The sequence below is a fragment of the Cryptosporangium phraense genome (genome assembly GCF_006912135.1).
Taxonomy (GTDB): Bacteria; Actinomycetota; Actinomycetes; order Mycobacteriales; family Cryptosporangiaceae; genus Cryptosporangium; species Cryptosporangium phraense.
The window spans coordinates 450755-463057 of record NZ_VIRS01000002.1 but is presented as its reverse complement, the minus strand read 5'-3'; the positions used below and the strand labels follow the sequence as shown (position 1 = coordinate 463057).

Below are 12303 nucleotides of genomic sequence, written 5' to 3'. Positions count from 1 at the left end.
CGGCGGGCCCGGCCTGCGCCGGGCCCGTTCGCCTCACTCCGGGGGCGTGAAGCTCGACGTGCGGCTCATCCCGGCGGCGCGGCCCTTGCCCGCGACGACCAGCGCCATCTTCCGGCTGGCCTCGTCGATCATCTCGTCGCCGAGCATCGCCGAGCCCTTCTTGCCGCCGGCCTCGGACGTCGCGTAGTCGTACGCGTCGAGGATCAGCTCGGCGTGGTCGTAGTCTTCCTGGCTGGGCGAGAAGATCTCGTTCGCCGCGTCGATCTGGCCCGGGTGCAGCACCCACTTGCCGTCGTAGCCGAGCATCGCCGCCCGCTTGGCGACCTCCCGGAACGCGTCCACGTCGCGGACCTGCAGGAACGGGCCGTCGATGGCCTGCTTGTCGTAGGCCCGGGCGGCCATCAGGATCTTCATCAGGATGTAGTGGAACGGGTCACCCGGGTAGTCCGGGTGCAGGGCGCCCACCACCAGCGACTTCATGTTGATGCTGGCCATGAAGTCGGCCGGCCCGAAGATGATCGTCTCGACCCGCGGCGACGCCTGCGCGATCGCGTCGACCGCGATCAGGCCCTTGGCGTTCTCGATCTGGGCCTCGATGCCGATCCGGCCGACCTCGAAGCCCATCGTCTTCTCGATCTGGGTCAGCGTCAGGTCCAGCCACTCCACCTGAGCGGCGCTCTGCACCTTGGGCAGCATGATGCAGTCCAGGTTCTGCCCCGCGCCCTCGACCACTTCGACGACGTCCCGGTAGGTCCAGTGCGTCGTCAGGTCGTTGACCCGCACGACCCGGATCTTGTCGCCCCAGCCGCCCTCGTTCAGCGCCGCGACGATGTTCTTCCGGGCCTCCGGCTTGGCCAGCGGGGCGCAGGCGTCCTCGAGGTCGAGGAAGACCTGGTCGGCCGGGAGGCCCTTGGCCTTCTCCAGGAACCGGGGGTTCGAGCCGGGCACGGCCAGGCTGGAGCGGCGCGGCCGCAGGGTTCGGGGTTCGGTCATGGGTGGGCTCCTCAGCGATGGGGTCCAACTCATGAGTAACTTACCGACGGACCATCGCCGGTCAGCGGCTCCGGAACCGGTTCAGAGTGTGACCTTCTGCTCGCCACGGTCACCAGGACGAGGCCGGTCAACAGCAGCGCGAGGCCCGGCCAGGCCAGCCCGGGCGGCGTCTGCCCGAGGAAGATCCAGGCGAGCAGCGCCGCACCCGGGACCTCGAAGAGGATCGCGACGCTCACCGTGGTCGCCGACAGCGACGCCAGCACCCGGTTGATCAGCGAGTGGCCGAGGAACTGGGCTCCGCCGGTGAGCGCGGCCAGCTGCAGCCACGCCTCGGCCGGGTAGCCGGTGAGCCGGACGCCCGCGACCAGGCACACCGCCAGCAGCAACACCGCGCAGACGCCGTAGCAGAACGTCGTGTACGTCGTCGTGCTGGTGGTGGCCCGCACCTTCGATCCGACCGTCACGTACGCGGCCATCAGCACGGCGCCGACGAGCGCCAGCGCGTCGCCGGCCAGCGCCCGGGCCGAGACCGTGACGTCGGCGCCGGTCATCGCGGTCGCTCCGACGACCGCGAGCAGCACGCCGAACCAGAATCTCCGGGTGAACCGCTGGCCACCGATCGCCGCGATGATCGCGGCCCAGATCGGCTGCGTGCACACCAGCGCGGTCGACGTCGCCACGCTGGTCATCGTCACGCTCGGGATCCAGGTGCCGAAGTGGCCGGCCAGCAGGGCGCCAGCCGCGAGGCAGGCGCCGAGCGTCCTCCGGCCGGGCCGCTCGGCCGGCACCCGCAGGAGCCGGACCGTGGTGATCGGGGCCAGCACCAGGGCGGCCAGGCCGAGCCGCCAGAAGGCGATCGCCAGCGCCGGGGCGGCGATCGCCGCGATCAGCGGCCCGGACGTGGCCACTGCGGCCACCGCGACTCCGAGCATCACCCAGGTGGCACGACTCACGGCTGTCAGACTTTCATTCATGGCGCATCCGCTGATCGGCGAGGTCATGAAGAAGGCAGCCGTCGGCTGGCTCACGATCGACGGGCACCCGGCCACGACGGCCTGGCTGACCTGGATCGACGGGGCGGCGTACGTGCTGCACGGGGGCACCGAGCAACCCGCGCCCGGCCTCGACGGGGCCGACGAGTGCCTGGTCACCCTCCGCGGCGAACACGGCGGGCGGATCCTCACCTGGCGGGCGTCGGTCGAGCGGGTCGGACCCGGCACTCCGGCCTGGGACGACATCGCGCCGCAGCTGGCCACCAAGCGGCTCAACGCGAGCGATCCGGTCGGCGCGCCGGCCCGGTGGGCGGTCGACGCCCGGATCAGCCGGCTGACCCCGGCCGGCGAACCGGTGGAGGCCGGCGACACGCTGCCGGACGGCTCCGGCGCCGCTGCGCCCCGCCCGACCACGGCGGTCACCCCCACGCCGGTCCCCCGCACGCTGGGCCGTCGTAAGCTCCCACAGTGACCACCGGCACGCGGATCTACCTGGCTCGCCTGGCCGGCGTCGCGGTTTTCGACCCGAGCGGCGACCAGCTGGGCCGCGTCCGCGACGCGGTGGTCCGCCCCCGGGCCGAGATCACCCGTCCGCCCCGGGTCACCGGTCTGGTGGTCGAGGTCGTCCACCGGCGTCGGATCTTCGTCCCGCTCGGCCGGGTGACCGCGTTCGATCCGGACGCTGTGATGCTGAACACCGGCACGATCAGCCTGCGACGCTTCGAGCAGCGCACCGGTGAGCTGATGGCGCTGGGCGACATGCTCGACCGGCAGGTGACGCTGATCGGCGACTCGCCGGTGAAGGCCGTCGTCGTCGACGTGGCGATGGAGCGGTCGCGCACCGGGGAGTGGGAGCTGATCAAGGTCGCCGCGCGCGAGCAGATCCAGGGCGTCCTGGGCAAACGCCGCGGCCACCTGCGTCAGGTCGACTGGGGCGAGGTCGAGGGCGTGATCAGCACCCAGGACCGCCAGGGCGCGGCCAACCTGCTCGCGGTGTTCGACCAGTTGCGCGCGGCCGACCTGGCCAACGTCCTGCAGGGGCTCTCGGACAAGCGACGCGTCGAGGTGGCGGCGGCGCTCGGCGACGACCGGCTGGCCGACGTCATGGAGGAGCTCCCCGAGGACGACCAGATCGAGATCCTGGGCTCGCTGGAGGCCGAGCGGGCCGCGCACGTCCTCGAGGAGATGAACCCGGACGACGCCGCCGACCTGCTCGGCGAGCTGCCCGAGACCGAGCAGGAACGGCTGCTCGCGATGATGGAGCCGTCCGAGGCCGCGCCGGTGCGCCGGCTGCTCGACTACACCGAGGACACCGCGGGCGGCATGATGACGTCGGAGCCGGTGATCATGCCGCCGGACGCCACGGTCGCCCACGCGCTGGCCCGGGTGCGCGACCCCGACCTGACGCCGGCGCTGGCGTCGCAGGTGTACGTCTGCCGTCCGCCGTCGGCGACGCCGTCCGGCCGCTTCCTCGGCATCGCGCACATCCAGCGGTTGCTGCGCGAGGAGCCCAGCAAGCTGGTCAGCGCGGTGATCGACGCCGACCTGACCCCGCTGGACGCCGACGCGACGCTCGCCCAGGTGGCGCACTACCTGGCGACGTACAACCTGGTCGCGGTACCGGTGGTGGACGAGAACGACCGGCTGCTGGGTGCCGTCACCGTGGACGACGTCCTGGATCACCTGCTGCCGGAGGACTGGCGCGACCAGACCTGAACCAGCGAAGGAGGTGAGTGGGTATGACCACGGACCTGGCTCGATCCCGCGGCCGCTTGGACCAGCCCCGCGAACATCGCCGGAGGCTCCCCCGGGTGGACGCCGACGCGTTCGGACGGCTCTCCGAACGGGTCGCGCAGTTCCTCGGCACCGGCAACTTCATCATCATCCAGACGTTCATCGTCATCGTCTGGGTGACGATCAACATCTTCGCGGTGCACCTGCGCTGGGACCCGTACCCGTTCATCCTGCTGAACCTGGCCTTCTCGACGCAGTCCGCGTACGCGGCGCCGCTGATCCTGCTGGCCCAGAACCGGCAGGCCGACCGGGACCGGATCGGGCTGGAGGAGGACCGGCTGCGGGCTCAGGCGGCCAAGGCCGACACCGAGTACCTGGCCCGCGAGCTGGCCGCGCTGCGGCTGGCGATCAACGAGGTCGCGACCCGCGAATACCTGCGGACGGAGCTCGGGCGGCTGGTCGAGGACCTGAAGGAGGCCCCGGAGGCCGAGGCCGAGCTGACCCGGCCGCCCTCCGAGACCCGCCGGGCCGACCGCCGGGGCGGTTCGCCGGACGGCCGCCGCGACGACGGCCGACGGGCGAAGCTCACCCGCTGACCGCTCGGACGGTTGCGGCGGTGGCCGCGGCCAGCACGACGACGAGCAGGAACGGGGCGCGGAGCAGCACCGCGACGACGGCGACGCCGAGCCCGGCCGCCCGCGCGTCGAGGACGAGCGAGCGGCCGTCGCCGAACGTCTGGACCGCAACCAGGGCGGCCAGCAGCGCGACCGGAAGCAGCATCGCGATCCGCAGCACCCGGGGGTCGGCCAGCCAGCGTGACGGCAGCGACAGGCCGAGGAGCTTGAACAGGTAGCACCCGGCGGCGGCGAGGGCCAGCGCGAGCCAGATCACCGCGGCCGTCCGAGGGCCACGAGAACGCCGAAGCTCGCCAGCAGGACCGGCACGCCGGGCGGTAGCCAGGGCGTCGCCAGCAGTGCGATCACCGCGCCGGCGGCGGCCACCCGCCAGGCCCCGCCGCCTTCGCGCAGTCGCGGGGCGAGCAGCGCGAGGAACCCGGCCGGCGCGGCGGCGTCCAGACCGAGAACGGCGGGATCCCCGACGGCGGTGGCGCCGACCGCGCCGATCAGCGTGGCCGCGTTCCAGAACACGAAGACGCTCAGCGCGGTGGAGACGAACGCCAGCCGCGACGCCTCCGGCGTCGTGCGCGGGAGGGCCATCGCCGCTGACTCGTCGATCACACCCTGGGCCGCGATCGCGCGCCGCCAGCCGGTCCAGCCCAGAAGACTCGAGAGACGGACGCCGTAGAGCGCGTTGCGTGCGCCGAGCAGGAGGGCCGACCCCACCGCGGCGGCCACTCCCCCGCCCGCGCCGATGACGCCGACCAGCGCGAACTGGCTCGCTCCGGTGAAGACCAGCAGGCTGCTCAGACACGTCTGCAGGACGCTGAACCCGGCCGCGACGCCGGCCGCGCCGAACGCGATCCCGTACGCGCCGGTCGCGAGGCCGACGCCGAGCGCGTCCCGGACGATGCTTCGATCCATGCCCGAACGCTAAGCGGGCCGTTACTCGGACGTAGAGTTGGCGTCATGTCTGTCTCCTCCACGCTCCCGGCCGAGAGCGACGTCCGGACGGCGCTCGCGGCGGTCAACGACCCCGAGATCAAACGGCCGATCACCGAGCTCGGCATGGTGGAATCGGTGGCCGTTCACCCGGACGGCGTGGTCGAGGTCGCGGTCCTGCTCACGGTGGCCGGTTGCCCGATGCGAGACACGCTGACGAACGACGTCACCGCGGCGGTGGCCGCGCTGGACGGCGTGACCCAGGTGCGCGTGAACTTCGGCGTGATGAGCGATGCGCAGCGCAAGGAACTGCAGTCGACGCTGCGCGGCGGCAAGGGCGAGCCGGTCATCCCGTTCGCGCAGCCGGGTTCGCTGACTCGGGTGTACGCGGTGGCGTCGGGCAAGGGTGGCGTCGGCAAGTCGTCGGTGACGGTGAACCTGGCGGCCGCGCTGGCCGCCCGCGGCCTCTCGGTCGGTGTCCTCGACGCTGACATCTACGGGTTCTCGGTGCCGCGCATGCTCGGCGTGGAGGGTCGCCCGACGCAGGTCGAGCAGATGATCATGCCGCCCCAGTCGCACGGCGTGAAGGTGATCTCGATCGGCATGTTCACGCCGGGCAACACGGCCGTCGTCTGGCGCGGGCCGATGCTGCACCGGGCCCTGCAGCAGTTCCTGGCCGACGTCTTCTGGGGTGACCTGGACGTGCTGCTGATGGACCTGCCGCCGGGGACGGGGGATATCGCCATCTCGGTGGCACAGCTGGTGCCGAATGCCGAGATTCTGGTCGTGACGACGCCCCAGCAGGCCGCCGCCGAGGTGGCCGAGCGGGCCGGTTCCATTGCGTTGCAGACGCACCAGCGGCTGGTCGGCGTGGTGGAGAACATGTCCTGGCTGGAGCTGCCGAACGGCGAGCGGATGGACGTTTTCGGGTCTGGGGGCGGCGAGGCGGTGTCGGCGGCGTTGACGAAGACGCTCGGGGCGCAGGTGCCGTTGCTGGGGCAGATTCCGCTGGATCCGCGGGTGCGGGAGGGTGGGGATTCGGGGACCCCGCTGGTGCTGGCGGATCCGGCCGCGCCGGCGGCGAAGGCGCTGGGGGCGGTGGCCGAGAAGTTGGCCGTGCGTCAGCGGGGGTTGGCTGGGATGAGTCTCGGTTTGACGCCGACGGGCCGCCGGTAGGGGGCGGCTTCGCCCGCCCCTGGGCGCCCTGGTGGGGCCGGCCGCAGCCTGGAGCCGCTGGGCCACCACGCGTGAAGGTCGTCTCAGCCCGCTGTGGCGGGAGGTCCGGCCGCAACCCGCTGCGCGGGAAGATCGCCTCAGCCCGCTGTGGTGGGGGGACTGGCCGCAACCCGCTGCGCGGGAAGATCGCCTCAGCCCGCTGTGGTGGGGGGACTGGCTGCGGGCCGCTGCGCGAGCCGTTGAGCGCGGTCCACCGCGAGAGGGGGCGATGCATCCCACCCCGCGAGAGGACCGACCGTAGGCCGCTGAGCGGCTCGTGGCCGCATCCGACAGCGTTCCGTCTGCGTAGCGCTCAGCGCCGGCATAGGCCGCATCGTCCGGGAGGCCGCCGCGCGGGGGGCATGCCGCTGCACAGCGCCGTCCTGGTCGCAGGTCCGGGCGCGGGATCCGTGGCGTGGCCCGGCCGCCGCGCCGGGTGGCTCGCGCCGGCGGCGGGTGCCCCGCCGCCTGTCGGCCCGCGGGCGCGCCGACTAGCTAGGCCGGCGCGGGCCACCGCGTGAGGAGACCGGCCGCAGCATCCAGGGAGGCACGGCCCGCAGCCGCGCGGCTGGTGGGCGCGCCGTCCGCAGGCCGCCTCCGCCGCGCGGAAGGACTGACCGTAGCCCGCCGCCGAGCTGCGGTACTGTCCGCCGCGCGTGCGGTCCGGCGCGGGTCGCCGTCTGGGATGCCGACACGGACAGGCGCGCAGGACGACCGTCCGCAGGCCGCTCGCGAGTGACTGGCCGCAGGTCACTGCGGAGCCGCAGAGGCTTCCGGTGCGAGGGCGAGCCAACTCAGCCGCCGTGCGGGAACGCCGGCCTAGGGCCCCTGCCCCCGTGACCGCTGCCGCGGTCCCGGGCCCACCTCGGCTCGGACTACACGGCCGCAGCGCGCAACGGCGGATGCGGCCCGTCTCGGCCGCTCGGTGTTGCCCCGCGGCCCTATCCGGCAGCTGGCCCGCCCGACCCCGGTTCTCCGCCGCCCCGGCGCGGCCCTACCGCCCACGACTCGGCCCCGCTGGCCCCAACTTGGCCCGGCTTGGCCCTACGAGGGGTCCGCTGGCCCATGCGAGGGATCCGCCGACCCTGCCAGGGATCCGCCGACCCTGCCAGAGGTCCGCTGGCCCGGCCCGCCGGGGCTCCCGGCGCTCCGCCGGAAAGCCGAACCCGCCTTACGTCGCATCGTCGTCGTAGCGGGCGGCTCGGTCCTTGGTGGGGGTCTTGTGGCCGTTGGGCGACGGCGTCTCGTCTCGGTAGGCCTCGGTCACCTCGTCGACGTGCTGGAGCTCCTCGAAATCACGCATCGCATCCTGGAGCGGCTTCCGCAGGGCTGCTTCGTCTTCTTCGCTGAGGAGGTGCTTGCGAACGAACCGCTTCGGGTGGAGATCTTCTATCTCGAAGTCGGTGCCTAGCTCGTCGCGCAGCTCAGCACTCGCTCCCCGCGCCATCTGGCGCAGGGTCCGCAGCATCCGACCCGCCTCACCGATGACCTTGGGAAGCCGATCGGGGCCGAAGACGAACAGCCCGATCAGCACCAGGACGATGATCTCCGACCAACCGAGATTCTCGAACACTGCTGCTCCTCACCGCGGTCACCGCCGTGTCAAACAGCTGTCCCTGGCCGCTCACCCGCAGCCTAATCCGTACGCCTGCACCGCGGCAGACGCCCTAGGCCTCAGTTTGCTGTGCGAACCGAACGTATGGTCAACGCTGACCCAACGTCACCGTCGTGGTCGTCGTCTTACCGCCGCGCCGGTAGGTCACGCCTACCTTGGTGCCCGGAGCCTGCTTGCGCACGAGCGCGATCAGCGCCACGCCGTCCTCGATCGGCCGGTCGGCGAACCGGGTGACGACGTCGCCGGCCTTCAGGCCGGCCTTGTCGGCCGGGCCGCCCGCGACGACCGTGCTCATCGGCGCACCGGCCGAGTTCTCGTCGTTGAGGTCGACCTCGGCGCCGATGACCGTCGTCCGGGCCGAGCCGGTCGCGATGATCTGCTCGGCGACGCGCTTGGCCTGGTTGATCGGGATCGCAAAACCGATGCCGATGTTGCCGCCGCTCGACCCGCTCTGGCTGGGCAGCGCGGCGATCGCCGAGTTGACGCCGATCACGCGGCCGGCGCCGTCGACGAGCGGCCCGCCCGAGTTACCGGGGTTGATCGCCGCGTCGGTCTGGATCGCGGCCATGAACGCCGAATCCTCGTTGCCCTGGCTCTGGCCGCTCTCGCCGCCGGTGCGCACGGGACGATCGACCGCGCTGACGATGCCGCTGGTCACGGTGTCGGCCAGCCCCAGCGGGGAACCGAAGGCCACGGTCGGGTCGCCGATCGCGATCTTGTCCGAGTCGCCGAACTTCACCGGCTTGAGGTCGTCCTTGGAGATCTTCAGCACGGCGACGTCCGAGCCCGCGTCGCGTCCGACGATGGACGCGGCCACCGACGAGCCGTCGCTGAACACGACCCGGAGCGTGCCACCGGCGGCAGCCGGGGCGGCCACGTGGTTGTTCGTGAGGACGTAACCCTTGTCGTCGATGACGAAGCCCGAGCCGTTGCCGTTGCCGCTGGCCGAGCGGATCACGACCGTGACGACGCTCGGCTGCACGATCTTGGCGATGCCGGCCAGCGACGTCGGCGGACGCTCGGCCAGCTCCGGCGTCGAGCCCGAGCTGTTGCCGAGCGAGAACGTGTCACCGGCGGTCCGGGCGGCCACCACGTAGCCGAGCGCACCTCCGAGCAGGCCCGCGACCACCGCGACGACGATCGAGACGAGCAGCATCGAGCCCAGGCCACCGCGTCGGCCCGGCTCGTCGGCGCGCATCGGCGGGCCGACCGGCGGCGGAGTGCCCGGCGGCGTCGGCGCGAGCCACGCGGGCGCGGCCGACGGGTCACGCCAAGGATCCCGCGCCCCGGCCTGCGACCAGAACGGCGACCCCGCCGGCGGCCCCCCAGCCCCAGGAACCCCGCCCCCAGGCCCTCCAGCCCCCCCGGGCCCGGGAGGCCCGCCGGAACCGGGGCCACCGCCTCCAGGCACCCCGCCCCCGGGCCCTACGGGCCCCAGACGCGGCGGAGCCGGCACCGGACCGGTCGGATAACTGTTCGACGGATACCCGTTGCTCCGAGGAGCCCCGTAGACCTCCCCGGTCGGCGAGTACCCAGGGCCAGGCTGCGGATTGGCCCACGACCCGTTACCGGACTGCGGGTTGATCCAGGGCGAGCCACCCCCCGCGCCGCTACCCGGCGCCGAGGATCCCCCGGCCGGAGACCCGGCCGGAGACCCGGCCGCCTCCGACCCTGCTGCGGACGGGTCGGCCGGTCGTCCGCCGACCCGGCTCGCGTCGGTCAAGGGGGTACCTCCGCCTCGGAGCCCCGGCTCGGCCGCCGGGTGCTTCAACTCCAGTGTTCCTCGCGTATTCCACACGAGCGAGTCAGTGGAATGGATCGACCCACGATCCCACTCTGCGGATACCCTTACTCATCCGGGCGAGAACACCGTCGTCGGGTGTAACCGTAGGAACAGCCTCGACGATCGACGTCACGGTGCTGTCCGGTGCGTCGGTGACCATCGTGTAGACCATGCCCGAGCGCGCCCAGCTGAGCTCCCGGTAGAGACCACAGCGCAGGTAGACGTCGGTGGAGCCGACCTGGCGGCGGCTGAAACCGGCCGGTACCGCCGGGTCGAGCCGGCCCTGCTGGGCGAAGAGCGAGAGCGTGAACAGGCCGTCGGAGTAGCTGAGCTGGATCGACCGGTCGGCGCCGGTGCCCACGGTCCGGGCACACACCTGGGTGAGGCCGGCCAGCTGGGTGCCGGGCAGGTCCCAGCCCTCCTCCGCGAGGTCGGCCAGCTGCGCCGCCGACAACCCGTCGGCGCAGTCCGAGACGTCGCTGACCGGCGACGGGGCCGCCGCCACGGCCGGCAGGATGCTCAGCCCGGTGAACACCGAGCGGCGGATCACCCGCCCGGCCGTGTCGAGCAGCTCGCGCTGCACGGCCAGCCCGGTGGCGTCGTCGAGCCAGATGTGGCCGACCACGGTGCCGGACAGCCGCAGGACGTCGACCCGGGTCACCGCGCGGTCGAGCATCCGCTCGGCGCCGCCGATCTGCACCCGGTAGGCCTGGGTCAACGTCGCCAGGGCGGAATCCGAGAGGTCGGGCTTGACGTCCGCGCTCTCCAACTGGGAGCTGCGCTGGCCGGAGACGCCCCGGCCGGACCCGTCGTTGGCGACGACCGTGACGCCCTGGCCGGGCACGTTCCGGATGTACGCGGTGGTCGTCATCTGGCCCCAGCGCGACCAGCTCTTGAACAGCTTGGTGCCCTGGTAGTTGATCTCGGCCGGCGCCCGCCCGGCCCGTCGCAGGAGGTCGAGCGCCCGGCGCTCCGACGTCCCCATCGTCGTTCGGGCGGGCGCGCTACGGAGCGTCGTGCCGCCACCGGACTGACCGGCACCGGTCGTCTCGACCGGAGCCGGGACGAACAGGTAGACGCCGGTGGAACACACCACGGCTCCGAGCGCCCCCGCGCCCATCACGAGCACGAACCGACGGGCCACGCGCAACAGCCCGACCCGCTTCACTCGTGGTCGTCCGCTACGTCGACGACGGAGGCCTCGCGATCACCACCGGGCACGCCCCCGGTCGTCGCGCCGTGCTCCTTGATGTACGTCAGCATCGGCGGGTTCACCGTCGTCGGCTGCTGGTCGCCGCCGAGGACGACGACCGTGCCGAGGCTGATCGCGAACGCGGCCACGCCGCCGACCGCCGTCGCCATGACCTTGCGGCGCAGGCGGCGATTACCGGGCCGGGCGCCGGCCGGGCCGCGGCCGGCGGGCCGACGTCGGCCGGGGACGGCTACCGGACGACGGGAGCCCGACGGACGACCCGCCGGGGCCACCGACCGAAAGCTGGCCTCCAGACGGACCGGCGGAGGCGTGAGCTCGGGCGCCGACCGCTCGGCGGGCGTGCACTCGGGAAGCGCCCGCAGCCGGTCGAGCAGGGAGCTCGGGCAGGGCGGCGACTCGAGCTTGGCCAGCCGGGCCTTCACCTGGCGGTGCCCCTCGACCTCGGCCCGGCACTCGGCGCAGTGCGCGAGATGGACGAGGACCCTGTCGCGGGTGGTCAGGTCGAGCGCGTCGTCCGCGAATGCGGACGCGAGCTCACCCAGGTGCGGGTCTCGACGCGGCCCCGTCACGACGTCGCCCCCTCGCCGTAGGGCGAGTTCTTCGGTGCGCGGTGGGCCAGCGCCTCGCGGAGCTGGCTGCGGCCGCGGTGGATGCGGCTGCGGACGGTGCCGAGCTTGACGCCCAGCGTCGCCGCGATCTCCTCGTACGAGAGGCCCTCGATGTCGCAGAGCACGACCGGAGCCCGGAAGTCCGGTGGCAGCGCGGCCAGCGCCCGCTGGACGTCGTCGTCGAGGTTCTCGTCGACGTAGACCTGCTCGGGGCTGCGCTCGCGGCCGGGCACGCGCTCGGCGTCGTCGGGCAGGGCCTCGAAGCGGATACGCGCGCGGCGGCGGGCGAGGTCGAGGAAGAGGTTCGTCGTGATGCGGTGCAGCCAGCCCTCGAACGTGCCGGGGCGGTAGCGGTCGAGCGCGCGGAACACCCGGACGAAGACCTCCTGGGTGAGGTCCTCGGCGTCGGGGCGGTTGCCGGTGAGGCGGTAGGCCAGCCGGTAGACGCGGGCGGAGTGCTCCCGGACGACCTCGTCCCAGGCCGGCGGGTCCCACACCACACCTTCGTTGAACCCTGTCTCAGCGGGCTCGTCGGAGGCCGTGCTCACAGCGACCTCCTTCTCAGGCGCTATCGGTGTGATCACCATTGTG

The 12303-nt window shown here is 72.9% G+C and carries 13 protein-coding genes; 4 read left to right on the top strand and 9 right to left on the bottom strand.

The features are described 5' to 3' along the window. Positions 1-33 precede the first annotated feature (33 nt). Positions 34-993 (bottom strand): HpcH/HpaI aldolase/citrate lyase family protein, encoded by a 960-nt coding sequence (locus FL583_RS04525; RefSeq protein ID WP_142703167.1) that lies wholly within the window; start codon positions 991-993, stop codon positions 34-36. A gap of 29 nt (positions 994-1022) precedes the next feature. Then, entirely contained in the window at positions 1023-1967 is a 945-nt protein-coding gene (locus tag FL583_RS04520; RefSeq protein WP_142703166.1) for a DMT family transporter, read from the bottom strand. Between FL583_RS04520 and FL583_RS04515 the strand changes: the two genes are divergently transcribed. The 3 genes from FL583_RS04515 to FL583_RS04505 are packed head-to-tail and all read left to right on the top strand — an operon-like array spanning position 1966 to position 4315. After that, on the top strand, positions 1966-2457 hold the full coding sequence (locus FL583_RS04515; protein ID WP_142703165.1) for a hypothetical protein: 492 nt from the start codon (positions 1966-1968) through the stop codon (positions 2455-2457). The two genes, FL583_RS04520 and FL583_RS04515, sit on opposite strands and share 2 nt — an antisense overlap. Continuing rightward, positions 2454-3701: a magnesium transporter MgtE N-terminal domain-containing protein gene (locus tag FL583_RS04510; RefSeq protein ID WP_142703164.1), complete on the top strand. Its 1248-nt coding sequence runs from the start codon at positions 2454-2456 to the stop codon at positions 3699-3701. Before FL583_RS04515 ends, FL583_RS04510 begins: the two co-directional genes overlap by 4 nt. Positions 3702-3724: 23 nt before the next feature. Next, a complete protein-coding gene (locus FL583_RS04505) occupies positions 3725-4315 on the top strand; it encodes a DUF1003 domain-containing protein (RefSeq protein ID WP_142703163.1) in 591 nt (196 codons plus the stop codon). Here the strand turns inward: FL583_RS04505 and FL583_RS04500 are convergent. Together FL583_RS04500 and FL583_RS04495 are read right to left on the bottom strand one after the other, a co-directional pair. After that, the gene (locus FL583_RS04500) at positions 4305-4610 is read right to left on the bottom strand and encodes an AzlD domain-containing protein (protein ID WP_142703162.1); all 306 of its coding nucleotides are present in this window, start codon (positions 4608-4610) and stop codon (positions 4305-4307) included. The two genes, FL583_RS04505 and FL583_RS04500, sit on opposite strands and share 11 nt — an antisense overlap. Beyond that, positions 4607-5260 (bottom strand): AzlC family ABC transporter permease, encoded by a 654-nt coding sequence (locus FL583_RS04495; protein WP_142703161.1) that lies wholly within the window; start codon positions 5258-5260, stop codon positions 4607-4609. Before FL583_RS04495 ends, FL583_RS04500 begins: the two co-directional genes overlap by 4 nt. 45 nt (positions 5261-5305) lie before the next feature. Between FL583_RS04495 and FL583_RS04490 the strand changes: the two genes are divergently transcribed. After that, positions 5306-6454 carry an Mrp/NBP35 family ATP-binding protein gene (locus FL583_RS04490; RefSeq protein ID WP_142703160.1) on the top strand — a complete coding sequence of 383 codons (1149 nt, stop codon included), beginning with the start codon at positions 5306-5308 and terminating at the stop codon, positions 6452-6454. 1210 nt (positions 6455-7664) lie between these two features. On the opposite strand, the gene FL583_RS04485 is transcribed toward FL583_RS04490, so the two are convergent. From FL583_RS04485 to sigE, 5 genes are all read right to left on the bottom strand, one after another. After that, complete coding sequence (locus FL583_RS04485; protein WP_142703159.1) at positions 7665-8066, bottom strand: sec-independent translocase; 402 nt, start codon at positions 8064-8066, stop codon at positions 7665-7667. A gap of 130 nt (positions 8067-8196) precedes the next feature. Continuing rightward, positions 8197-9306, bottom strand: coding sequence for a S1C family serine protease (locus tag FL583_RS04480; RefSeq protein WP_205751830.1), 1110 nt, complete (start codon positions 9304-9306; stop codon positions 8197-8199). Positions 9307-9913: 607 nt separating this feature from the next. Next, positions 9914-11059 carry a sigma-E factor regulatory protein RseB domain-containing protein gene (locus FL583_RS04475; protein ID WP_142703157.1) on the bottom strand — a complete coding sequence of 382 codons (1146 nt, stop codon included), beginning with the start codon at positions 11057-11059 and terminating at the stop codon, positions 9914-9916. Beyond that, positions 11056-11673: an anti-sigma factor family protein gene (locus FL583_RS04470; RefSeq protein WP_142703156.1), complete on the bottom strand. Its 618-nt coding sequence runs from the start codon at positions 11671-11673 to the stop codon at positions 11056-11058. Before FL583_RS04470 ends, FL583_RS04475 begins: the two co-directional genes overlap by 4 nt. Then, positions 11670-12299, bottom strand: a complete 630-nt coding sequence (gene sigE, locus FL583_RS04465; RefSeq protein WP_142703155.1) for an RNA polymerase sigma factor SigE — start codon at positions 12297-12299, stop codon at positions 11670-11672. Before sigE ends, FL583_RS04470 begins: the two co-directional genes overlap by 4 nt. Between the last annotated feature and the right edge of the window lie 4 nt (positions 12300-12303).

What these genes read in the sequence shown, in the direction of transcription:
- FL583_RS04520 (WP_142703166.1), bottom strand. Translation starts at nt 1,967, where the DNA reads ATGAATGAAAGTCTGACAGCCGTGAGTCGTGCCACCTGGGTGATGCTC.
- sigE (WP_142703155.1), bottom strand. Translation starts at nt 12,299, where the DNA reads ATGGTGATCACACCGATAGCGCCTGAGAAGGAGGTCGCTGTGAGCACG.
- FL583_RS04495 (WP_142703161.1), bottom strand. Translation starts at nt 5,260, where the DNA reads ATGGATCGAAGCATCGTCCGGGACGCGCTCGGCGTCGGCCTCGCGACC.
- FL583_RS04525 (WP_142703167.1), bottom strand. Translation starts at nt 993, where the DNA reads ATGACCGAACCCCGAACCCTGCGGCCGCGCCGCTCCAGCCTGGCCGTG.
- FL583_RS04515 (WP_142703165.1), top strand. Translation starts at nt 1,966, where the DNA reads ATGGCGCATCCGCTGATCGGCGAGGTCATGAAGAAGGCAGCCGTCGGC.
- FL583_RS04490 (WP_142703160.1), top strand. Translation starts at nt 5,306, where the DNA reads ATGTCTGTCTCCTCCACGCTCCCGGCCGAGAGCGACGTCCGGACGGCG.
- FL583_RS04480 (WP_205751830.1), bottom strand. Translation starts at nt 9,306, where the DNA reads ATGCGCGCCGACGAGCCGGGCCGACGCGGTGGCCTGGGCTCGATGCTG.
- FL583_RS04505 (WP_142703163.1), top strand. Translation starts at nt 3,725, where the DNA reads ATGACCACGGACCTGGCTCGATCCCGCGGCCGCTTGGACCAGCCCCGC.